This window comes from Thermoanaerobacterium calidifontis (assembly GCF_055381745.1).
Window position 1 is genome coordinate 1,220,353 of sequence record NZ_AP042436.1, and the last position, 22,057, is coordinate 1,242,409.

Annotated in this window: 26 protein-coding genes; all 26 read left to right on the forward strand. The window is 32.9% G+C overall.

The features are described from left to right. The first annotated feature begins 18 nt into the window (after window positions 1–18). The 26 genes from ACZ42G_RS06215 (at window position 19) to proB (ending at window position 22,038) form a co-directional block, all read left to right on the forward strand. Window positions 19–324, forward strand: coding sequence for a DUF1292 domain-containing protein (locus tag ACZ42G_RS06215; protein ID WP_085113665.1), 306 nt, complete (start codon window positions 19–21; stop codon window positions 322–324). A 322-nt stretch (window positions 325–646) separates the two neighbouring features. Further along, complete coding sequence (locus ACZ42G_RS06220) at window positions 647–1,087, forward strand: Fur family transcriptional regulator (protein ID WP_013787920.1); 441 nt, start codon at window positions 647–649, stop codon at window positions 1,085–1,087. Window positions 1,088–1,236: 149 nt separating this feature from the next. Next, entirely contained in the window at window positions 1,237–2,907 is a 1,671-nt protein-coding gene (locus ACZ42G_RS06225) for a ribonuclease J (protein ID WP_464852123.1), read from the forward strand. Between the two features lie 12 nt (window positions 2,908–2,919). Next, window positions 2,920–3,249 carry a YlbF family regulator gene (locus ACZ42G_RS06230; protein WP_464851992.1) on the forward strand — a complete coding sequence of 110 codons (330 nt, stop codon included), beginning with the start codon at window positions 2,920–2,922 and terminating at the stop codon, window positions 3,247–3,249. 102 nt (window positions 3,250–3,351) lie between these two features. Beyond that, entirely contained in the window at window positions 3,352–4,377 is a 1,026-nt protein-coding gene (gene mltG, locus ACZ42G_RS06235) for an endolytic transglycosylase MltG (protein WP_274892709.1), read from the forward strand. A 16-nt stretch (window positions 4,378–4,393) separates the two neighbouring features. After that, window positions 4,394–5,023, forward strand: a complete 630-nt coding sequence (locus ACZ42G_RS06240; RefSeq protein ID WP_464852124.1) for an O-methyltransferase — start codon at window positions 4,394–4,396, stop codon at window positions 5,021–5,023. A gap of 4 nt (window positions 5,024–5,027) precedes the next feature. Continuing rightward, on the forward strand, window positions 5,028–6,239 hold the full coding sequence (locus tag ACZ42G_RS06245; RefSeq protein WP_464851994.1) for a peptidase U32 family protein: 1,212 nt from the start codon (window positions 5,028–5,030) through the stop codon (window positions 6,237–6,239). Window positions 6,240–6,296: 57 nt separating this feature from the next. After that, entirely contained in the window at window positions 6,297–7,901 is a 1,605-nt protein-coding gene (locus ACZ42G_RS06250; protein ID WP_464851995.1) for a peptidoglycan D,D-transpeptidase FtsI family protein, read from the forward strand. Between the two features lie 66 nt (window positions 7,902–7,967). Continuing rightward, on the forward strand, window positions 7,968–8,663 hold the full coding sequence (gene sigK / locus ACZ42G_RS06255; protein WP_085113659.1) for an RNA polymerase sporulation sigma factor SigK: 696 nt from the start codon (window positions 7,968–7,970) through the stop codon (window positions 8,661–8,663). Between the two features lie 82 nt (window positions 8,664–8,745). Beyond that, window positions 8,746–9,240 carry a YqeG family HAD IIIA-type phosphatase gene (locus tag ACZ42G_RS06260; RefSeq protein WP_085113658.1) on the forward strand — a complete coding sequence of 165 codons (495 nt, stop codon included), beginning with the start codon at window positions 8,746–8,748 and terminating at the stop codon, window positions 9,238–9,240. Window positions 9,241–9,244: 4 nt separating this feature from the next. Next, window positions 9,245–10,096: a shikimate dehydrogenase gene (gene aroE / locus ACZ42G_RS06265; RefSeq protein ID WP_464851996.1), complete on the forward strand. Its 852-nt coding sequence runs from the start codon at window positions 9,245–9,247 to the stop codon at window positions 10,094–10,096. A 148-nt stretch (window positions 10,097–10,244) separates the two neighbouring features. Then, complete coding sequence (locus tag ACZ42G_RS06270; RefSeq protein ID WP_464851997.1) at window positions 10,245–11,939, forward strand: GspE/PulE family protein; 1,695 nt, start codon at window positions 10,245–10,247, stop codon at window positions 11,937–11,939. A 27-nt stretch (window positions 11,940–11,966) separates the two neighbouring features. Then, a complete protein-coding gene (locus ACZ42G_RS06275) occupies window positions 11,967–13,019 on the forward strand; it encodes a type IV pilus twitching motility protein PilT (RefSeq protein WP_085113655.1) in 1,053 nt (350 codons plus the stop codon). Between the two features lie 25 nt (window positions 13,020–13,044). Continuing rightward, complete coding sequence (locus tag ACZ42G_RS06280; protein WP_464851998.1) at window positions 13,045–14,259, forward strand: type II secretion system F family protein; 1,215 nt, start codon at window positions 13,045–13,047, stop codon at window positions 14,257–14,259. 26 nt (window positions 14,260–14,285) lie between these two features. Continuing rightward, the gene (locus tag ACZ42G_RS06285; RefSeq protein WP_464851999.1) at window positions 14,286–14,672 is read left to right on the forward strand and encodes a competence type IV pilus major pilin ComGC; all 387 of its coding nucleotides are present in this window, start codon (window positions 14,286–14,288) and stop codon (window positions 14,670–14,672) included. Between the two features lie 101 nt (window positions 14,673–14,773). Continuing rightward, window positions 14,774–15,529 carry a prepilin peptidase gene (locus ACZ42G_RS06290; RefSeq protein ID WP_464852000.1) on the forward strand — a complete coding sequence of 252 codons (756 nt, stop codon included), beginning with the start codon at window positions 14,774–14,776 and terminating at the stop codon, window positions 15,527–15,529. Window positions 15,530–15,533: 4 nt separating this feature from the next. Continuing rightward, window positions 15,534–15,998 (forward strand): pilus assembly FimT family protein, encoded by a 465-nt coding sequence (locus tag ACZ42G_RS06295; RefSeq protein ID WP_274892720.1) that lies wholly within the window; start codon window positions 15,534–15,536, stop codon window positions 15,996–15,998. A gap of 11 nt (window positions 15,999–16,009) precedes the next feature. After that, on the forward strand, window positions 16,010–16,747 hold the full coding sequence (locus ACZ42G_RS06300) for a prepilin-type N-terminal cleavage/methylation domain-containing protein (RefSeq protein WP_464852002.1): 738 nt from the start codon (window positions 16,010–16,012) through the stop codon (window positions 16,745–16,747). Then, on the forward strand, window positions 16,725–17,189 hold the full coding sequence (locus ACZ42G_RS06305) for a PilW family protein (RefSeq protein WP_274892722.1): 465 nt from the start codon (window positions 16,725–16,727) through the stop codon (window positions 17,187–17,189). Before ACZ42G_RS06300 ends, ACZ42G_RS06305 begins: the two co-directional genes overlap by 23 nt. Before the next feature lie 10 nt (window positions 17,190–17,199). Next, window positions 17,200–17,802 (forward strand): pilus assembly PilX N-terminal domain-containing protein, encoded by a 603-nt coding sequence (locus ACZ42G_RS06310; protein ID WP_274892724.1) that lies wholly within the window; start codon window positions 17,200–17,202, stop codon window positions 17,800–17,802. 13 nt (window positions 17,803–17,815) lie between these two features. Next, window positions 17,816–18,091, forward strand: coding sequence for a late competence development ComFB family protein (locus ACZ42G_RS06315; protein ID WP_085113648.1), 276 nt, complete (start codon window positions 17,816–17,818; stop codon window positions 18,089–18,091). Further along, complete coding sequence (gene pilM / locus ACZ42G_RS06320; protein WP_464852004.1) at window positions 18,088–19,047, forward strand: pilus assembly protein PilM; 960 nt, start codon at window positions 18,088–18,090, stop codon at window positions 19,045–19,047. The genes ACZ42G_RS06315 and pilM overlap by 4 nt, the downstream gene beginning before the upstream one ends. A gap of 1 nt (window position 19,048) precedes the next feature. Next, window positions 19,049–19,579 (forward strand): PilN domain-containing protein, encoded by a 531-nt coding sequence (locus tag ACZ42G_RS06325; RefSeq protein WP_464852006.1) that lies wholly within the window; start codon window positions 19,049–19,051, stop codon window positions 19,577–19,579. A 4-nt stretch (window positions 19,580–19,583) separates the two neighbouring features. After that, a complete protein-coding gene (locus ACZ42G_RS06330) occupies window positions 19,584–20,375 on the forward strand; it encodes a type IV pilus inner membrane component PilO (protein WP_464852008.1) in 792 nt (263 codons plus the stop codon). 32 nt (window positions 20,376–20,407) lie between these two features. Next, window positions 20,408–20,923, forward strand: coding sequence for a shikimate kinase (locus ACZ42G_RS06335; RefSeq protein WP_274892729.1), 516 nt, complete (start codon window positions 20,408–20,410; stop codon window positions 20,921–20,923). A gap of 20 nt (window positions 20,924–20,943) precedes the next feature. Continuing rightward, the gene (proB, locus tag ACZ42G_RS06340; RefSeq protein ID WP_274892730.1) at window positions 20,944–22,038 is read left to right on the forward strand and encodes a glutamate 5-kinase; all 1,095 of its coding nucleotides are present in this window, start codon (window positions 20,944–20,946) and stop codon (window positions 22,036–22,038) included. Window positions 22,039–22,057 lie beyond the last annotated feature (19 nt).

Sequence of the window (22,057 nt, forward strand, 5' to 3'; positions counted from 1 at the left end):
AGAAATGAGGTGATTTTGTTGGATAACGAATTTAATAATGACATTATTGAGCTTATCGACGAAAATGGCAATGAAGTAGATTTTGAACTAATTTCATCTTTTGAACTTGATGACACAAGGTATGCTGTTGTTGCACCTATAGACAGTGACAGCGATGATGCGTATATTTTGAGAGTTGAGCAAGATGAAAATGGTGAAGACATATTTGTCGGAATAGATGACGAAGATGAGTTTAATGATGTAGTAGAAGCTTACAACGAATTATTGGAAGAATATGAATGTGATGATGATTGTGACTGCCACCACCATCATGATGACGAATAGATATACCTTGAAGGTATATCTATTTTTATTAAGCAAAACTCTCCTATATAACAAATATTACCTGGGAAATAACACCATCAAAACTTTTCTTTTTACTGTCGTTTTCAAAAAATACGTTATTTATCTTAAAAAATTGATGATTTATGTGCAAATAAAGGATTTATAAAAATATTTTTAATTTCAATTGAAAATACATCTTTTTTTGTGTTAATATAAGGTTATATTAATGATACATCTAATTTTATTTTTGCAAAAATAGTTGACAATTGAGAATGTAATGCATAAACTTTTATAAACAGGTAAAATGTAAGGTGGTGAAAAAGTGAACGAAATAGATGATATAAAGGAGAATTTGAAGCAAAAGGGATTTAAGTTGACCACACAGAGAAGGGCAATACTTGACGTTATAATAGAAAATCGCGAAAAGCATCTGTCTTCAGAGGAAATATATGATCTCGTAAAGGAAAAATATCCAGAGATAGGTCTTGCTACTGTCTACAGGACTTTACAGCTTTTTGATGAAATGGGCATAATATACAAATTAAACTTTGATGATGGACGCAGCAGATATGAGCTTTATCACAATGAAGATCATCAGCACCACCATTTGATTTGTTTAAAATGTGGTAGTGTGATAGAGATGGAAGGGGATTTGTTAGAAAACTTAGAAGAAGCGATAGAAAATACGAAAAACTTTCAAATAATCGATCACAATGTAAAATTTTTTGGGTATTGTAGCAAGTGCAAACAAAATAAAAATTAGGCCTGTCAGATTGACGGGCTTAATTTTTTATATCCACTTGAAGATGAGCACTAAATAAAGTATAATACAATTAATTAGTGTGTTGTACGGGTAATGTTTTATTGTTGTTGGTTAAAATATTATTAGCGATATTAACGAAGAAGGGAGACATGTATTTGACAAATAAGACAAAATTAAAAATCATACCTTTGGGCGGGTTAAATGAGATCGGGAAAAATATGACTGTAATTGAGTACGGAAACGACATTATTGTCATTGACTGCGGTCTTGCTTTTCCTGATGACGAGATGTTGGGGATAGACCTTGTCATCCCGGATATTTCGTATTTATTAAAAAACAAAGAAAAAGTTAAAGCTATCGTTTTAACGCATGGGCATGAAGACCACATTGGAGCTTTGCCATATGTTTTAAGGCAATTAAATGTTCCTGTGTATGGGACGCGTTTGACGCTTGGCTTAGTTGAGTACAAATTAAAAGAAAATGGGCTTTTAAGAGATAGCAAATTGATAACGGTAAAACCTCGAGAGACAGTGACGTTTGGTCAACTTAGAGTAGAGTTTATAAGAACGTCTCACAGCATTGCTGATTCGGCAGCACTGGCTATTCATACACCTGTTGGAGTTGTATTTCACTCTGGTGATTTTAAGATAGATTTTACTCCAATTGGTGGAGAAGTGGCTGATTTTCACAGATTTGCCGAATTAGGAGAACAAGGTGTTCTTGTCATGATGTGTGATAGCACAAATATCGAGAGACCAGGTTATACGATGTCTGAGAGAACTGTTGGAGACACATTTGACAATATATTTAGAAAAGCTGAACAGAGGATAATCGTAGCTACATTTGCATCAAACATTCATCGCGTCCAACAGATAATTGATTCTGCTTATAAGTATGGAAGAAAAGTTTCAATTTCAGGGCGAAGTATGATAAATGTCATTAATGTTGCCAACGAATTAGGGTATTTAAGCATACCAGAAGGTACACTTATAGACATCGATGAAGCCAATAAACTTCCATATAGTGAAGTGGTCATTATTACCACTGGCAGCCAAGGAGAGCCCATGTCAGCGTTGACAAGAATGGCATCTTCAGAACACAAAAAGGTTGAGATAGTGCCGGGTGATACAGTTGTAATATCTGCTTCTGCCATACCTGGTAACGAAAAATTAATATCAAGGGTGATAAATCAACTGTTCAAAAAAGGCGCAGAAGTAATATACGATGCATTGGCTGATGTACATGTATCTGGACATGCATGCCAAGAAGAAATCAAATTGCTCCACACACTAATAAGACCACAATTTTTTATTCCCGTACATGGAGAATATAGGCATTTGAAGCAACATGCAAAGTTAGCCGAAGATCTTGGCATGGATCCTAAAAACATATTTATTGCTGATAACGGTACAGTGATTGAATTTACAAAGAATTCAGGTCGGATTGCCGGTACAGTAACTGCAGGCAAAGTATTGGTTGATGGCTTAGGCGTTGGCGATGTAGGAAATATAGTCTTAAGAGATAGAAAGCATCTTTCTCAAGATGGTTTATTGGTGGTAGTTGTTACTATATCTAAAGAAAAAGGTTCTGTAATCGCTGGACCTGATATAATATCGAGAGGTTTCGTATATGTGAGAGAATCAGAAGATTTGATGGAGGAAGCCAAAAATCTTGTTAAAGAAACTCTTTCACAGTGTGAAAAGGATGATATAACGGAATGGTCATCTATAAAGACTATGATTAAAGAATGTTTAAGCAGCTTTTTATATGAAAAAACGAAGAGAAATCCAATGATATTACCTATAATAATGGAAATATAGGAGGATTAAGATATGAACGTATACGATAAAGCGTATGAATTAAAAAGAGCAATAGAAGAGCTGCCTGAATATAAAGCGTTTAAAGATGCATTCAAAAAAATTGAGTCAAATGAGCAAAATAAAAAAATGTTAGAAGATTTTAGAAAAAAACAATTAGAAATTCAGGCGAAAGAACTGACAGGAAAAGAAATAACAAAAGAAGATGAAGAAATGCTGAAAAAGCTTTATGATATACTGAGCTTAAATCCCGAATTAAATGCTTATCTTTCTGCAGAATACAGTTTTTCTATGATAATGGATGACATTACAAAGATTATAATGGATGTTGTTAATTTAAAATAACAAATAAAAACAAGTAGGCTAAAAACCTTACTTGTTTTTATTTGTATATAATTATATAATCTTTGTATAAAGTGTCGATTTTTGATTTGAGGAGAGCTCATGATGATAAATGTAAAGGGGAAAGTAAAGAAAAGATCTCTTGTTGCTATTGTTATTGTAGTTTTTTTTATCATATCAGCGGCTATATATTATGAGAGTCTATTTAAGCCTGTTGATAATAATTCGACTGAAAAAGAAGTTATCATACCACAAGGTGCGTCGACTTTAGAAATAGCTAAGATATTGCGAAATAAAGACTTAATAAAAAGTGAGTGGTTTTTTATTTTTCGTTCAAAGTTTTACGATGATGGCGTCCAAATGAAAGCGGGGAAATATCTTTTAAGTTCAAATATGACTACGGATGAGATAATTGAGAAGTTGAAAGAAGGAAAGGTTGTATTAGACACTGTTAAATTTACTATACCTGAAGGATTTACTGTAAGTGAGATTGCAGACCGCTTGCAACAGATGGGGATAGTAAAGAAAAGCGATTTTATGAATGAAGCTCAAAATGGCGTGTTTAATTATGAGTTTTTAAAGGATATTCCTAAAGATAGACCAGACCGTTTAGAAGGATATCTTTTTCCTGACACATATATTATAAAGAAAGGAACCAGTGCTCATGATATTATAAATCTCATGCTGTCAAGGTTTGATGAAATATATAAATCTTATATAAAAGGGAAAGAGACGAATGTTGGCATGACTACAGACAAAATTGTGATAATAGCATCAATGATTGAGAAAGAAGCTAAAATAGACAAAGATAGACCACTTATTGCTGGTGTAATATACAACAGGCTAAATAAAAACATGAAATTGCAGATTGACGCTACTGTGGAATATGCTTTAGGAGAGCACAAAGACAAATTATCTCTTGATGACTTAAAAGTTAATTCACCATATAATACTTATTTGCACTATGGATTGCCAATAGGGCCAATTAGCAATCCGGGTTTAAAATCCATAGAAGCAGCTATAAACCCTGCAAAACATGATTATTACTATTATGTGGCTCAAAATGACGGTTCTCATATTTTTAGCAGGACTTATATAGATCAGTTGAATGCGGAAAAAAAGGTTAATTGATTTAGAGGTGCCGTTTATGATAGATAGCGACATAAAATTTATAAGGCAATTGTTTGATGTAAGTCAAGGGCTGCTTAAAGAAATCGAAAGTTATGCAAGTGATAATTTTATTCCAATCGTAAAACCTGAAGTTGCGAAATTTTTGGAGACAATTATAAAAATCAAGCAACCAGAAAATATTTTAGAAATAGGCACAGCCATTGGCTATTCTTCTATCGTGATGCTATTAGCTTATGAAAATTGTAAAATTCTTACCATCGAGAAAGACATGGAGATGGCTGAGATGGCAAAAGAGAATTTTTTTAAAGCATCTCTATTAGATAGGGTTGAACTTATAAAAGGTGATGCTTTGGACGTTTTGCCTTGTCTTAATAAAAAGTATGACTTAATATTTATTGATGCAGCAAAAGGCCATTACAAGGAATTTTTTGACGAATCTTTAAGGCTATTAAGCGATAGAGGTATTTTGATTTGCGATAATATTTTGTATAAAGGTTATGTTGCTGCTGAAAAGCATGTAAAACATAAGCGGAGAACGATAGTTTATAGGATGAGAGATTTTATTTTATATGTTTTAAACAAGACAGGAATATCTACGTCGATTATTCCTATTGGTGATGGTTTGTCTATAAGCGTAAAGGAGTGAAAAAATGGTTGAGTTATTATCACCGGCCGGTGATTTAGAGAGGGTAAAAGTTGCGATAAATTATGGAGCAGATGCCGTTTATTTCGGTGGAAACAATTATGGACTTAGAGCTACAGTCGGCTTTAGCATGGATGAGATCAAATATGCAGTTGAATATGTTAAAAATCATGGTAAAAAAGCTTATTTAACTGTAAACATATTTCCTCACAATGATGATCTCATAGGATTGCCAGAATATATATATGAAGTTAGTAAAACTGGAATAGACGCAGTGATAGCTTCTGATCCAGGTGTATTTTCGATAATCAAGGAAGTTGCACCAAAACTTGAGATTCATATAAGCACACAAGCTAACAACGTTAATTATAGAAGCGCAATTTTTTGGCATGAATTAGGGGCAAAGCGCATTGTTTTGGCTAGAGAATTGTCTTTGAAAGAGATAAAGCAGATAAGACAAAAAACTCCAAACGATTTAGAATTGGAGGTTTTTGTTCACGGTGCAATGTGCATTTCATATTCCGGAAGATGCCTTCTAAGCAATTATTTAACAGGAAGAGATGCAAACAAAGGCGAATGTACGCATCCATGCAGGTGGAAGTATTATCTTGTTGAAGAAAAAAGGCCTGGACAGTATATGAGAATAGAGGAAGATGACAGAGGGACATATATAATGAATTCAAAGGATCTATGCATGATAAAATACATTCCAGATATTATCAAAGCTGGCGCAACCAGCCTAAAGATAGAAGGCAGAAACAAAAGCTCCTATTATGTTGCTGTTGTAACAAAAGCTTATAGAAAAGCAATTGATGATTATCTGGAATTTGGCGATAGATATGTTTTTGATGAAGGCCTTTTAGAAGAATTGGGGAAAGTCAGCAATAGAGACTTTACGACTGGTTTTTATTTTGGGAAACCTGGTTCTGAATCACACAATTATGATTCTTCCTCATACATCAGGAATTACAATATTGTTGGAATGGTGATTGATTACGATGATAAAAGTGGAATGGCTGTAATAGAGCAAAGAAACAGATTTTTTTCAGGTGATGTAATAGAGATCATAGGTCCTAAAGACATGTTTGTGGAGACTATTGATAAAATGTATGATATAGAAGGCAATGAAATCGGAGTTGCACCGCATCCACAGATGATTGTAAAGATTCCATTAAAGAGGAAGGTAGAAAAATATTACATTCTTAGAAAAAAAGCATAGCTTAGTGAATGTTAAACTCCTTTAAGGGAAATAATAAACCCGGAAAGGAGTTTTTTTATGAATAGGAAAAACCTTAGATTTATTGTTTTAAATGTCATAACTACATTTCTTATCTTATCATTATTGATAAGGCTTTTTTATATACAATACGTAAAAGGAGAAACATACGCTAAAATTGCTGTAGATCAAAAAATTCAAAGTTTGAATTTAGACAAAAAACGTGGAGAAATATACGATAGAAATTTAATTCCTTTTACAGATAGAACTTCAACAAAGTACGTGTATGCAATCCCTGGATTGATCATCAATAAAAAAAATGCATCAGAAATAATAAATAAACTAACTGGTATTTCAGAAAGTGAAATATATGGAAACTTAAATGAAGGCAAAGATATTCTTAGTTATAAAGTTAGATATACATACGACGGAAATTTGCCTGTCGGAATCTTTATACTGAATATTCCTCAAAGATATGATTCTAATTCATTGGCAAGACACATAATAGGATACAGTGGTAGCGCTAATTATGGATTGGAAGACACATTCAACAAAATTTTAAGCACTAATGGATATGATTCTATAGCTGTATTTAAAGACAACAATAATGACTATTTAAAAGGATTGGGTGTAAGAATAAGAAGCACTGATAAAAATGTATACTCGCTTCAAACAACACTCGATTATCATATTCAAAAAGCGGTAGAAAATATTTTGGATAAAAACAATATTAATGGAGCTGCGGTTGTTTTAAGTGTAAAAAATGGAGATATTTTGGCAATGGCTTCAAGGCCTAACTACGATCAAAATAAAGTTAGCGATTACCTAAACAGCAAAAACGAAGAATTGCTGAATAAAGCAGTGATGGATTATCCCCCGGGGTCCATTTTTAAAATAATAGTGGCATCTGCTGCATTAGAAAATAAAAAAGTCAACATATATGATAACTTTATTGACGAACCGTATATAAACATCGATGGTGTGGTTTACCATAACTTTATGGATGAGTCAAATGGGTTGATTAACATGATCAAAGCATTTGAAGTCTCATCAAATACGACATTTATAAAAATTGGGCAAAAGACAGGCGGCAGCGATATAATAGAAATGGCAAAAAAATTTGGAATAACAAAAGATGATAATCTGCCGATAGAGGAGCAAATTGGCACATTGCCATCCTTGGAAAATACATTAGGTGCTGGCATAGGAAATCTTTCAATTGGACAGGGAGATGTTACAATGACTCCACTGCAAGCTGCTGATGTTGCAGCGACCATCGCCAATGACGGCATAAGAAATGTTCCTAATCTCTTAAAAGCTATTGTTGATGAAAATGGCAATGTTGTAGAAAATCTACACAAGGTAAATTCGTATAGAGTGGTAAGCGAAAGCACAGCAGAAAGTGTAAAAGAAATGATGAGAGATGTTGTGGTAAATGGAACTGGGAAAAACGCAGAAACCGAGTATAAGTCGGCAGGAAAAACTGGTTCGGCTGAGGTAAACAGAGAGAAAAACATCTATCATGCATGGTTTACTGGTTTTGTTCCTTATGATGAGCCTGTTTATGCAATATCAGTCTTTGTTAAAAATGGCGATATAGGAGGAATTAAAGCGGCTCCGATATTTAAACAAATAGCTGAAGAAATAATGAAATACTATAAATGAGACTTGCACCAAACATTTTAAGTTGCATATATTTAATATGTGACCTAAAATGTGGAGGTGGCCTTTATGTGGGCATCGCTTATAGCGCTTGTAACATCAATCGTGAAAGACATAATCAACTTTGGCTATTTAACAAATGCTAATTCATTTCCCCAACCTCTTACAGCAGAAGAAGAAAAAAAGTATTTTGAAGCCTTTAAAAACGGTGATGAAGAAGCGAAGAATATTTTGATAGAAAGAAATTTGAGGCTTGTGGCGCATGTCGTAAAAAAATACAGCAATACAGGTAAAGATGTTGATGATTTAATATCTATAGGTACAATAGGTCTTATTAAGGCGATTTTAACTTATGATTCTTCAAAAGGAACTCATTTGGCCACATATGCGGCTCGATGCATTGAAAACGAAATATTGATGTCATTGCGAGCTGAAAAGAAAATAAAATCTGAAATATCTTTACATGATCCTATAGGTGTTGATAAAGAAGGCAATGAGATTTCGCTTATAGATATTTTAGGAACTGAGACAGACGAGGTAAGTGACCAAGTAGAATTGAGGATGCAAGTCAAAAAACTGTACCATAAGTTAAATAGTGTTCTTAAAAACAGGGAAAAGTTAATAATTGAATTAAGGTATGGTCTCATAAATGGTGGTGCAAAAACTCAGAGGGAAATAGCGAAAATGTTAGGAATTTCAAGATCTTACGTATCGAGAATAGAAAAAAAGGCATTAAACAAGTTATTTAAAGAAATGACGATGTAAATGTGATCCAAAGTTTTTAATCCAAATGCTGTCTATATTGACAGTTTATTTTTTTGTAAAGTATAATTAAAGTAAGTTTGGGGTGAATTTATTGTATAAAAAATTGATACCAGATATGTATGCTAATTCAATATACGATATAGACTTTGAAAACTTAAAAAAAAGAGGAATAACATCATTGATTTTTGATATTGACAATACGCTTGTACCGCAAAAGGTTTTAAATCCTGATCGAAAAGTAATTAACTTATTTAAATTTTTGAAGTCAAAAGGCTTTAAAGTTTGCCTTATATCAAACAATACAACGAAAAGAGTTAATAATTTTACTAAAGATACAGGTGTAAAAGGCATTTCATGGGCTATAAAGCCGAGAAAGTCTGCTTTTTATAAGGCTTTGGAAATGCTTGACTCTACGCCTGATGAAACTGCTATTATTGGCGATCAAATTTTTACTGACATATTTGGGGGGCATAGAGTCGGACTTTTTACGATACTTGTAAGACCTTTGTCAAGCGAAGAGTTTGGATGGACTAAAATCATGAGAAAATTAGAAAAAAAGGTTCTGAAAAAGGTGTGAAAAAATGAATATTAATTCTAAAACAAGCATTTATGGTATAATTGGGTATCCAATAGGACATAGTTTATCGCCTTTGATACATAACTATGCCTTTGAAAATCTCGATTTTAATTCGGTTTACGTTTCTTTTGATGTAAATGAAGAAGATTTAAAAGATGCAATTATGGGTATAAAAGCATTAGGTATAAAAGGCCTTAATGTTACTGTTCCACATAAGGAAAGTGTGATAAAGTATCTTGATCGTATTTCAGATGAAGCAAAACTTATTGGAGCAGTGAACACAATAAAAAATAATAGTGGTTCATTGGAAGGATACAATACCGATGTAACAGGTTTTATGGAATCTCTAAAAGAACACAACGTGGATGTTGTAGGCAAAAATGCAGTTATTTTAGGTGCTGGTGGTGCTGCCAAAGCTGTGGCCGTAGGATTAGCACTTTTAGGAGTTAAGTCAATATATGTATGCAATAGATCAATAGATAAAGCAAAGGAACTTAGCATTCACATGGGAAATAATTTTAACATTAAAAGTTTAGGAATATCGTATAACGATCTAAATATGTTAGATGAGATTGATATATTGATAAACGCTACCAGTGTCGGTATGTATCCTAATGTAGATGTGTCGCCAATTGGAGAAGATGTAGTTGCAAAAGCGAAATTTGTCTATGATATTATATATAATCCTGAAAAGACGTTATTTCTAAGCTATGCGGAGAAATACCGCATAAAATACATTAATGGACTTGATATGCTTATAAATCAGGCAATTGATTCATTTAAAATTTGGACTGGAGCAAATTTCGATAAAAAAATTATTTTAAATTTTCTTAAAAAGAAGGATTTTGTTAAATAATGTAGAATATAAATTAGTGTGTGATTTTAATTTTCATAGATTTGATTGAGATAGATGATGTGAGTCTATATTTGGGCGCTTTATGACTCATTGATATAGTGGCGCAACCGGCATCATTGTCGGGTTTATTTATTTTGGAGGGGCCTTGATGATAAAAAAGAAATTGGGAGATCTTCTTGTGGAAGTTGGTCTTTTAGACGAGAATCAGCTCAATAATGCGATAAAGATACAAAAAAAGACTGGTGAAAAGTTGGGTAAAATTCTTGTAAAAGAAGGATACCTAACAGAGGAGCAGATCATTGAGGCTTTGGAGTTTCAATTGGGCATACCTCATATAGACATGAAAAAGGTATTTATAGATGCTAATGTGGCAAAGCTTATACCTGAGTCAATGGCTAAAAGGCACGTTGCCATACCTATAAAGAAAGAAAACGACAGCATATTTGTGGCAATGGCAGATCCTCTTAATATCTTTGCTATTGATGATATTAAACTTGTCACGAAACTTGATGTAAAGCCATTGATTGCTTCTGAAGATGGTATATTGAAGGCTATTGACAGAGTTTTTGGAAAAGAAGAAGCTGAAAGGGCTGTTCAAGACTTTAAAAAGGAACTAAGCCATGATAACGCTGAAGAGGACAGCAATTTATTAAAAGATATTTCAGAAGATGAGATTAACAATGCACCTGCAGTAAGATTGGTAAATTCTATTATCGAGCAAGCGGTGAAAAACCGCGCATCTGATGTTCACATAGAACCTACTGAAAATGACTTAAGAGTAAGGTTTAGAATCGATGGTGAATTGCATGAGGCAATGAGGGTATTTAAAAGCACCCAAGGGCCGGTTATCACCAGAATAAAAATCATGGCCAATATGAATATTGCCGAAAGAAGGATACCGCAGGATGGTAAAATCGAAATGAATGCGAGCGGCAAAAATATAGATATAAGAGTTTCTTCTTTGCCTACAATCTACGGCGAAAAGCTCGTGCTTAGGATATTGGATAAAAGCGGTTATATTATAACAAAAGATAAATTGGGGTTAAATAGCGATGACTTAAAATTATTTGATAATTTACTTAGACACCCAAATGGCATAATCCTTCTTACTGGACCTACAGGAAGTGGTAAAACCACGACACTTTATGCTATGTTAAATGAGCTTAATAAACCTGACAAAAATATAATAACTGTTGAAGACCCTGTTGAATATACTCTTGAAGGGCTAAATCAAGTTCAAGTCAACGAAAAAGCTGGCCTTACATTTGCTTCTGCTTTAAGATCCATACTAAGGCAGGATCCAGACATAATAATGATTGGTGAAATAAGAGACCGAGAGACTGCAGAAATAGCCATAAGGTCTTCCATAACAGGTCATCTTGTATTATCTACATTACATACGAATGATTCTGCAGGCGCGATAACAAGGCTTATTGACATGGGGATTGAGCCATACCTTATTTCTTCGTCTGTTGTCGGTGTCATTGCTCAAAGGTTGGCGAGAAAAATATGCGATAACTGTAAAACAGAATATGATGCCAGCAAGAGAGAAAAGATTATTTTAGGGGTCGATACCGATGAACCACTTAAATTGTACAAATCAAAAGGATGTGCCGTTTGCAATAAGACTGGTTATCGCGGTAGAGTTCCTATATACGAGATAATGATGATGACTCCTAAGATAAGAGAGCTTACAAATGAGAAGGCTCCGGCAGATGTGATTTTAAATGAGGCTGTATCAAATGGTATGAATACGCTTAAAGAAAGTGCAAAGAAGCTTGTCTTATTAGGTGTAACTACTGTAGATGAAATGTTACGTCTTACATATGATGATGCTTATTAACATTAAATAATTGCTAAAGGTGATACGATGAAAACAAGTGAACTTCTGGCTATGGTTGTAGAAAAAGGCGCATCTGATTTGCATATAACAGTTGGCGTTCCTCCAGTACTTAGGATTAATGGTCAACTTATAAAACTTGATTTACCTCAATTAACGCCTCAAGATACTGAAGATATAACAAAAGATTTGCTTTCAAGCGATGAGCTAAAAAAACTTGAAGATGCGGGTGACATTGATCTGTCGTATTCAGTAAAAGGGCTTGGAAGGTTTAGGATAAATGCCTATAAACAAAGAGGAACATATAGCCTTGCTATAAGATCTGTAGCTTTGAGAATTCCGACAATTGATGAATTAGGACTTCCTGAAGTGATTAAAGAACTTGCGCTTAAAACCCGTGGCCTCATAATTGTTACAGGGCCTACAGGCAGTGGAAAATCTACGACATTGGCGTCTATGATCGATTTAATAAACGAAGAACGTAATTGTCATATATTGACCCTGGAAGATCCTATTGAATATTTGCATAAGCACAAAAAAAGTATAGTAAATCAAAGAGAAATCGGGCATGATGCTCTGTCATACGCCAGTGCATTAAGGGCAGCATTAAGAGAAGACCCTGATGTGATACTGGTTGGAGAAATGAGGGATCTTGAGACGATACAGATAGCTATAACAGCGGCTGAGACAGGGCATCTTGTGTTGTCTACATTACATACTATAGGTTCAGCAAAGACTATCGACAGGATTATAGATGTTTTCCCACCACATCAGCAACAGCAGATAAAAGTACAGCTTTCAAATGTGTTAGAAGGGATTGTATCTCAGCAATTGCTACCTAAAATAGATAATTCAGGGCGAGTCGTCGCTGTAGAGGTGATGATAGCTACACCTGCAATAAGAAATCTAATAAGAGAAGGTAAGTCATTTCAAATACAATCGATGGTGCAAACAGGAAATAAATTTGGAATGGTGACAATGGACATGTGGATATCGCAGCTATTAAAGAGAAACTTGATTTCTATGGACGATGCACTTACATATTGTGTTGATAGAGAAAACTTTTCTCGATTAGTAGTATAAGATGATACGAGAAAGGGTGGCCTAGATGCCAACTTATACATATAAGGCAAGGGATATGGATGGAAATCTTATAACAGGTACTATGGAGCTTGATACATTATCGTCTTGTGTAGATAGCTTAAAGCAGAAAAACTATTATATATTAGATGTTAAGGAGAAGGTGGAGAAGAAGGATATTTTTGAAAGCATCAATTCTTCTCGTAAAGTGAAGGTAAAGGATATAGCTGTGTTTTGCAGGCAGTTTTCGGTGCTCATAAATGCAGGTATTTCTATTGTTGCATCGCTTGCTACTTTGTCTGAGCAAGTTGAAAATAAAAGACTTAAGAGGGCTTTGAATGATGTATACGAGGATGTGCAGAAAGGAAAAACTCTTTCTGAGTCGATGAGAAAGCATCCAGATGTATTTCCAATGCTTTTATTTAACATGATAGAAGCAGGAGAAGTAAGCGGTACTTTAGACAAAGTATTAAATGAAATGGCTGAACATTTTGAGAAAGAAAATAATTTAAATCAAAAGATAAAATCAGCTTTAGCATATCCTGCAATTGTATCAATCGTTGCAGTATTGGTAGTTGTATTTCTTGTTACAAATGTACTTCCTACATTTGTAGGCATGTTTAAAAATGCAGGAGCGCAATTGCCGACGCCGACATTGATACTTTTAGGCTTAAGTGATTCTATAGCGCATTATTGGTATGTCTATTTGGGGAATATCGTATTTTTAATATTTTTACTTTTGAGGATTATGAAGACAGATAGAGGAAAAGAATTATTTGATTTTTTGTTGTTAAAGATGCCAATATTTGGTCCACTAAATGTGAAGATCATTACATCCAGGTTTACGCGGACGCTGTCAACACTTATAGGTTCAGGGATTCCACTGATGGAATCATTGTCTGTCGTAGAAAAAGTGGTAGGCAATACTGTTTTGGCAAATGGCTTAAAAAAGGCTGAAGAAGAGATAAAAAGGGGAAATGGGCTTGCATTGCCTTTAAAGAAAATCGATATATTTCCGCCGATGGTTATTCAAATGATAAAGGTTGGAGAAGATTCGGGATCATTGGACAGCATATTAAGGAAAACAGCGGATTTTTACGACAGTGAAGTTGACACAGCCGTATCTCAGATGACTACATTGATTGAACCGTTAATAATAGTTTTCTTGGCGTCAATAGTCGGCTTTATAGTAGTGTCTATAGTGATGCCTATGTTCCAGATGTACAACTTTATAGGGCAATGAGATATTATGGGAAGGGGGTGAAAAGAATGGCATGGTTCGTAAAGGCATTAAATAAAGATGAAAAAGGTTTTACATTGATTGAATTGATTGTAGTAATAGCAATACTTGGAATACTCGCAGCAATCGCAGTACCAAATGTCACAAAAATATTCAATAATTCTAAATCTAAGGCAGATATATCTAATGCTGCTGTAATTGGACACGCCGCTGAAACATACTATATTGATCAAACAACTAATAATTCAGCGAATTTAAATAGCACGTCAATGGATCCCTCGGCTTTACAACAAGCTGGGTATTTGAATAAGGCTCCTGTTGATCAGTATGGTGGAAAATTTGTAATTAATTTTGATTCTAATGGCAAAGTTACAGTTACAGATTCTAAAGGCAACCAATTATATCCTGCTCCTTAAAATTTAATTTTAGATTCAATATGTCAGTAATTTATTAAATGTTAGAAAAATATATGTAGGGCACCAATGGTGCCCACATATACCTATATGAGGAGGCAGAAATGTTTATTCTATACGTACTTGTTTTTGTATTTGGCACGATAATTGGTAGTTTTTTAAATGTAGTCATATACAGGCTTCCCAGGAATGAGTCAATCGTGTATCCTCCATCACATTGTGCAAATTGTCAGCATGAGCTAAAGCCTTATGATTTGATTCCTATAGCAAGTTATATTGTTTTAAGAGGCAGATGCAGATATTGCGGGAATAGAATATCCATAAGATATCCTATTGTTGAACTTTTAGCAGGACTTATATATCTTATTTTATTTATATATTTTGATATATCCGTAAAGGCGCTGTCGTATGCGTTTTTAACTTCATTATTGATAGTCATATCATTTATAGATATGGAACATAAGGTAATACCAAATAAAGTAATTTTGATAGGATTGATAGCTGGATTAGCATTTAGGTTGATTATGATTAATTACGGCGTATGGGACTACATTGTAGGATTTTTAGTAGGTGGTGGAGTGCTTCTTTTAATATCTTTATTGTCAGGAGGAGGAATGGGCGGTGGAGATATAAAACTTATGGCTATGATCGGGCTTTTTATAGGATGGAAGCTTACTATATCAACGCTTTTTCTGGCAGTTGTATTAGGTGCTATTGGCGGCATCGCCATGATTTTGTTTAAAATTAAGACAAGAAAAGATTACATACCTTTTGGACCTTATATAAGCATTGCCTGTTTGATTTCTATTTTATATGGATACGATTTGCTAAATATGTATATAAAACTTATAAGAGGTTGAAACAATGCGATACATGAAAGCAAATGAGAGTGGACTGACTCTGATAGAATTAATAACGGTAGTGTCGATATTTTCTATTATTGTCTTGATAGCAGTTCCAAAGACAGATTTCTTTAATGCTAAAACTTCGGAAATGCGCCTAAAAATGTTGGCATACGAGCTTATAAGCGATATAAGGTATGTTCAGTATAAAAATATCTATGAAAATGAAAGTTTGTATTTAACTATACAGACTGACCACAAAGGGTATTACATAAATAAACCGGGTACAATGGTAAAAAGAATAAAGACGAAGAAATTTCCTGAAGGTATAACCATGTACAGCGATAATTCAGCACAAATATCCTTTTCAAATCAAGGTGCTCCAATACCTGGTGGCTGCACTATAAGCTTATTAAATTCAAATAAAAGGTTAGACATAACTGTTTTGCCTGCTACAGGAAGAGTGATGATAAAGGGGAATTATTGAGGTGAAGTAAATTGAAATATTTAAAAAATGCTTTTGGCATGACGCTTATTGAAGTCCTTGTAGCAATAGCTTTATTTTCAATTGCAGCTATACCTCTATTAGGTGTGTTCCATGAATCAGTAATTACAAATGCGGATTCAAAAATAAGAACAAAAGAAGCTACTATTGCACAAAGTATTGCGGAAGACATAAAAGCGGGAAATATAAAGAATAACAATGATTTGCAAAAAAAAATATTTCCAGAAATTCAAGAGGGATATTATTTATCTGTGCCTGAAAATCCGCAATCTGTTGGAAATGGACTTATGAAATACAAGTTTCAAGTCAATTATCAGTACAAAACAAATTTAGTCTATACGCTTTATGTAGTTGCACCTGCATCTAATGTTACTGCATACATACCATCGACTGTTAATATCCCAAGTGGAAGTACTATTAATTATAGGGATATATCTAATATATTTACTGTTTTTGCTTGGGGGGCATTAGCTGCAATATTATTCTTATATCCTATTGTTAAATTAAATTTAATTAGCGCATTTAGCATAGTATTTGGAACTATTGTTGATGCAATTGATTTGTGGAAAATCTTTCAATTTCCATACATATTGAAAGATGGCTATACTTTAAAGACAATTGCAGATGAGATATCTGCTAAAATTGGTAATATAAACTTTCCGCCAGCATTGCAGTGGTGGGATCCAAATTTCGACTGGAGATGGTTGTTTGATCCTACGAAATGGAAATAAAGGTTTTACATTAATTGAACTTTTGGTTGTATTATCCTTAATAGGTTTGATAGTGTCGATATATGCTTCACTGTATTATTCTGGATATAAAACATACTCAAACGTAGTTAACAATTCTGATGTGGAACAGAATGTTAGATATGCTATGACGTACATTATGAATAAGGTTAATCAATGTTCTGACAAAAGTAAAATTACTCCTTATAGCATCAATGGATATACAGGAATAAAAATCGATGATAAAAACATTATTCTTTACAATAGTCAATTACATAAGCTGTTTGATTATTTAAACAATGGAAACGAAATAGCTACAAATATATATGATTTTTCTGTTACTCTTTCTTCTGATGGAACTATTATTAATGTTCAAATAGTTGGTCAAAAAAGCGATGGTACAGGTAAGATTACATTGGAGTCAGATATATATTTAAGGAAGTGAAATATTTTTAATGGATGATAAAGGTTCTGCCTTAGTATTCACGTTGATTATAATACTTATAATGTCTGTGCTTGCATTGTCTATTTTAGATATTTCTTTATTTGAATATAAGGCTTCTTATGCATATGGAAATTCAATAGTAGTGAATAATGCTGCGGAAGCTGGATTAGATACGGCAAAAGGCGTATTTAATAAAAGTTTATTTGACAATCTAAATAGTTTAATAAATAATACAGCTAATGCATTAATAAATGAATATAATTCTTTGATACCGCCTCAAACAGTTCCAAGAGAGGTTATGTATGAAGCGATATATCAAGCAGTAAGGCAATACCTTGAAAACAATGTTTTTAATGTGTATCAAAATTATCAATTTTATTTAGATGATAAAAATACGATTGCTGTAACTATTTTATATATTAAAATAACTGATCTACAGCCTTTTGACGGGACAAATATTTTGCCTAAATATACAATAAGAATAGAAACTATAGGAACTTTTAAGAATTTAAAAAGATACGGACATGCATTGATTGTTCTTGATCTAAATAAATCTGGCAACCCAATTTCAATAAGCAGTTGGGTTATCGATAATACACCACCATCAAATTAAGGAGAGATGATAAATGGAGCTAAAGAATTTTATGGAAGAAGCAGTTAAAGATGTTATCGACAATGTATTAAAAGATTTAGATGTATGTAAATGCGACAAATGTAAACTTGATATAATGGCATTAACGTTAAATAATTTGCCTCCGAAATATTATGACACAGAGAAAGGTGAGGTATACACAAAAGTCAATGAATTGAAAAGGCAATTTGAGGTAGATATCATTAGTCAGATTACAAAAGCAGCTTTTTATGTTAATCAACATAGGCGCCATGGAGAGGATCTTAGATGATAGGAGTTGATATAGGCAGCTTTTACACAAAGATTGGCAGTTTCGATAGAAAAAGTGATAAATTGAATAATATGGCAATTGAAAAAACGCCTCAAAATTGCATTAGAAATGGATATTTAAGCGACATAAATGTATTATCCGACTTTCTAAATGAAATATTGAAAAAGAAATTTGCAAAGGAAAAGAAGTTATCCTTTTGCATTTCAAGCACAGATATAATAATTAGAGAAATAATAATGCCATTTATGAAAGATGATGAATTAAAAAACGCTTTAAAATATGAAATTGATCAATACATACCTAATTCAGACGATTATATTGTTGACTATAAGCAGATTGAGCATGATGAAGATGGTAAAAAGTTAAAAACAATTATTGTGGCAGCGCCTAAAGAAATGATTTTCGGGTATTTGAAATTAGCTAAAACATTGAAATTGCATTTGGAAGTCATAGATATATATAGTAATTGTATTTATAAGTCGATAAAAAAATTATGTAAACCAACGGGAAGTACGTCTGTAATCAATATTGGCGCAGAGTATACAGATATTACGATAATAAATGAAGGTAAATATGCATTTAGTAGGGTAGTAAAATTCGGAGGAAATGATATAAACGAGATAATTGCCAATACGTATGATACAGATTTTAAAACTGCTGAAGAATATAAAAGGGAAAAACCTTTTTTTATAGATAATGAAGATTATGATAGTCTTAGAGAAAACACAGAAAAATACGTAAACAGTAAACTAAGTGAAATATCAAGAGTGTTTGATTTTTTTGAATCATCTTATCATAAAGGCATAAACGAAATTTTCATAATTGGTGGAACTTCGAGACTTACTGGACTTAAAAGACATATAGAAGATTATTTTAAGATACCTGTTTTAAGCTATGATGGCGATTTATATACATATTTTATGCCTGTGTTTGGTTCTTTGATTAGGGGGGAATAATTTGAAAGACATTAATCTTATACCAGATGAGATAAAATTACTTGAAGAAAAAAGGAAAAGAAGTACCTTTGCCATGATAGGCTTTTTGATTGTGGCTTTTGTGCTTATTTTTATTTTGCTTTTGCCAAATATGTATATCAATAATTTAGAAAAGCAAAAGTTTACCTTAAACAACCAATTAAATAGTTTAAAAGCAAAGAAAGACATGTATTCAACTATTAAAAGCAAAGAAAATTATTATTTACAAAAAGAAAAAATAATAAAAGATTTATCTGATAAAAGATTGAATATGACGGAAATTTTAAATGACATCTCGTCTAATATTCCAGAGAATGTTTCAATTAAGGATATGAAGTTTAATGGAAGTGTGTTGGAAATAACAGGCGATTCTTATATGAACAAATATTTATCGGATTTTATGTTGAATTTGAGAAAATTAAAATATGTAGATGATGTTAATCTCTTAGACACAAAGAAATCTGATAGTGGTTTGATTCAATATACTTTGCAAATTAAGCTTAAGGTGGTATAATAATATGAAATTGACAACGAGAGAAAAAATGCTAATAGGTGTATTGTTTATTGTCGCCTTCTTTGGTTTATATTATCAGTTTGTTTTGACAAAACAACTGGTGGTTATAGATAAATTAAGGCGTGATGTTATGAGTTTGCAGACAGAGGTGAATGATTACAATACATTAAGTGTAGATAAAATGAAAAACCGCTTATCAGAGATTGATAGTCAAATTGAAATATGCAATGAGGAACTTCCTGATTATGAAAATATTGAAGATTTTGTAGTTTTGCTTGATGATGCAATTGCTAAGACTGGCGTAAATTTTGAAGAGTTGAATTTTAATTCAACTGATAATCAATTACAGAGTCCTGAAAATCAAACAAATAATAACAAAATCAGCAAGATAAAATATGTAGAAATCCCTGTCAATATAAAAGTTGCAGGCGACTATTCAAAAATATCGAATTTTATTGAAGAAGTACAATCAATGCAAAGGCTTAACAATATAAAATCATTTGAGATAAGTAAAGACAATGAATCTAATAATTTGCTGCTTAATATAGATATTGTGATATATTCTATGAGCAAAAAAGGCGGAAGTAATTTGAATCCACTTGAAACAAGTGGGAAAAGTGATCCATTTAAATCATTAGTTGAAGTGAATAAGGGAAATCAAAATACAAACGCCAATTCAAACAATCAGAATTCTTTGCAAGGAATTGATATAAACAAAATTATTTCAGATAGTATAAACAGTGCAATAAACAATGTTTCTAAAATTGCACCACCTACACCAACAAATAAGCAGTAAGAAAGTTATGCGTATTGGAGGATAAAATTTTAATGAAGAACATCGCATTAACCGGATTTATGGCTACAGGAAAGACAGTTGTTGGCAAAAGAGTTGCTGATATTTTAAGTTTCGGCTTTATTGATACTGATGATTTGATTGAGAAAATTTCTGGCATGAAGATTCCGGAAATATTCGATAAATACGGTGAAAAATATTTTAGGGGAATTGAAAAAATTGCTGTTGCAAGGTCTTCCAGATTAAAAAATCATGTTATATCAACAGGTGGTGGTGTTGTATTAAATCCTTCTAATATAGTACAATTGAGGAAACATGGAGTAGTTATATGCTTAAAGGCGAATCCAGAGGTAATTTTGAGAAATATTGGTGAAAATGATAGAAGGCCTATACTTGCTAACGGTGATGTGTATGAAAAGATAAAAGCTCTTTTAGCAGAAAGACAGCACTATTATGAGTTTGCAGATTATACTATAGATGTTTCAGATATGTCTATAAATGATGTAGCTTTGACAGTAATAGATGTATATTCGAAATTAAAAACAAGATAAAAAGTTGAGGGCAGAGGAATATGAAAATTGTCGTAAAAATCGGAACAAGTACATTGACTTATGAGAATGGAAAGTTGAATTTAGAGATGATGGAAAAAATTGTACGGCAAATATCTAATTTGCAAAATAAAGGTGATAAAGTTGTTCTTGTGACATCTGGTGCCATTGGAGCTGGAATGGGCAAACTAAATATTTTGAAAAGACCTAAAACATTGCCGGAAAAACAATCATTGGCGGCAATTGGACAAGGATTGCTAATCGGACTGTATGAAAAATTTTTTAATGAATACGGGAAGACTACAGCTCAGCTATTGCTTACAAAGGATGATTTTTCTATAAGAGAAAGGTATTTAAACATAAGCTATACATTATCAAATTTATTAAGGTACAATGTAGTCCCAATCATAAATGAAAATGATACTGTTACTGTAGATGAAATAAAAATAGGAGATAATGATACGTTATCAGCGCTTGTAGCAAGCATCATAGAAGCGGATCTTTTAATTATATTGACTGATATAGATGGGCTATATGATAGAGACCCTAAAGTAGATGGAGCTAAGCTGATAGATGTAGTTCATGATTTTTCTGATGTGCTTTTTGAAATTGCTGGAGGCTCTGGCACAAATTTTGGCACAGGTGGTATGTATACGAAGATTCAAGCGGCAAAAATTTGTTACAACTCTGGTGTCAAAATGGTGATTGCCAATGGCAAGCTTGATAATGTTTTAAACAAAATTGCAGCAGGTGAAAAAATAGGGACAGTTTTTATGCCTGCTAAAAATCCTATCAGCAATAGAAAAGTATGGATAGCATTTAATGCACAATTGTCAGGTAAGCTAATTATTGATGGCGGGGCAAGACAGGCCATACTTGAAAATGGAAAGAGTCTATTGCCAAGTGGTATTATATCAACTGATGGAGAATATTCTGTAGGGGATTGTGTATCAATATATGATAAAGATGGAAAAGAGATTGCAAGAGGTTTGATTAATTATACATCTGATGAGGTTAACAAAATAAAAGGTTTAAAATCGACCGATATAGACAAAGTTTTAGGATATAAAAATTACGATGAAGTCGTCCACAGAGACAATTTAGTTGTCATAGTTTGACTTAATAGTGTATAATAAA

Excerpts from the sequence above, each read along its gene's own strand:
- ACZ42G_RS06225 (WP_464852123.1), top strand. The coding sequence starts at position 1,237 with ATGTATTTGACAAATAAGACAAAATTAAAAATCATACCTTTGGGCGGG.
- ACZ42G_RS06230 (WP_464851992.1), top strand. The coding sequence starts at position 2,920 with ATGAACGTATACGATAAAGCGTATGAATTAAAAAGAGCAATAGAAGAG.
- mltG (WP_274892709.1), top strand. The coding sequence starts at position 3,352 with ATGATAAATGTAAAGGGGAAAGTAAAGAAAAGATCTCTTGTTGCTATT.
- ACZ42G_RS06240 (WP_464852124.1), top strand. The coding sequence starts at position 4,394 with ATGATAGATAGCGACATAAAATTTATAAGGCAATTGTTTGATGTAAGT.
- ACZ42G_RS06245 (WP_464851994.1), top strand. The coding sequence starts at position 5,028 with ATGGTTGAGTTATTATCACCGGCCGGTGATTTAGAGAGGGTAAAAGTT.
- ACZ42G_RS06250 (WP_464851995.1), top strand. The coding sequence starts at position 6,297 with ATGAATAGGAAAAACCTTAGATTTATTGTTTTAAATGTCATAACTACA.
- sigK (WP_085113659.1), top strand. The coding sequence starts at position 7,968 with ATGTGGGCATCGCTTATAGCGCTTGTAACATCAATCGTGAAAGACATA.
- aroE (WP_464851996.1), top strand. The coding sequence starts at position 9,245 with ATGAATATTAATTCTAAAACAAGCATTTATGGTATAATTGGGTATCCA.
- ACZ42G_RS06270 (WP_464851997.1), top strand. The coding sequence starts at position 10,245 with ATGATAAAAAAGAAATTGGGAGATCTTCTTGTGGAAGTTGGTCTTTTA.
- ACZ42G_RS06275 (WP_085113655.1), top strand. The coding sequence starts at position 11,967 with ATGAAAACAAGTGAACTTCTGGCTATGGTTGTAGAAAAAGGCGCATCT.
- ACZ42G_RS06280 (WP_464851998.1), top strand. The coding sequence starts at position 13,045 with ATGCCAACTTATACATATAAGGCAAGGGATATGGATGGAAATCTTATA.
- ACZ42G_RS06285 (WP_464851999.1), top strand. The coding sequence starts at position 14,286 with ATGGCATGGTTCGTAAAGGCATTAAATAAAGATGAAAAAGGTTTTACA.
- ACZ42G_RS06290 (WP_464852000.1), top strand. The coding sequence starts at position 14,774 with ATGTTTATTCTATACGTACTTGTTTTTGTATTTGGCACGATAATTGGT.
- ACZ42G_RS06295 (WP_274892720.1), top strand. The coding sequence starts at position 15,534 with ATGCGATACATGAAAGCAAATGAGAGTGGACTGACTCTGATAGAATTA.
- ACZ42G_RS06310 (WP_274892724.1), top strand. The coding sequence starts at position 17,200 with ATGGATGATAAAGGTTCTGCCTTAGTATTCACGTTGATTATAATACTT.
- ACZ42G_RS06315 (WP_085113648.1), top strand. The coding sequence starts at position 17,816 with ATGGAGCTAAAGAATTTTATGGAAGAAGCAGTTAAAGATGTTATCGAC.
- pilM (WP_464852004.1), top strand. The coding sequence starts at position 18,088 with ATGATAGGAGTTGATATAGGCAGCTTTTACACAAAGATTGGCAGTTTC.
- ACZ42G_RS06330 (WP_464852008.1), top strand. The coding sequence starts at position 19,584 with ATGAAATTGACAACGAGAGAAAAAATGCTAATAGGTGTATTGTTTATT.
- ACZ42G_RS06335 (WP_274892729.1), top strand. The coding sequence starts at position 20,408 with ATGAAGAACATCGCATTAACCGGATTTATGGCTACAGGAAAGACAGTT.
- proB (WP_274892730.1), top strand. The coding sequence starts at position 20,944 with ATGAAAATTGTCGTAAAAATCGGAACAAGTACATTGACTTATGAGAAT.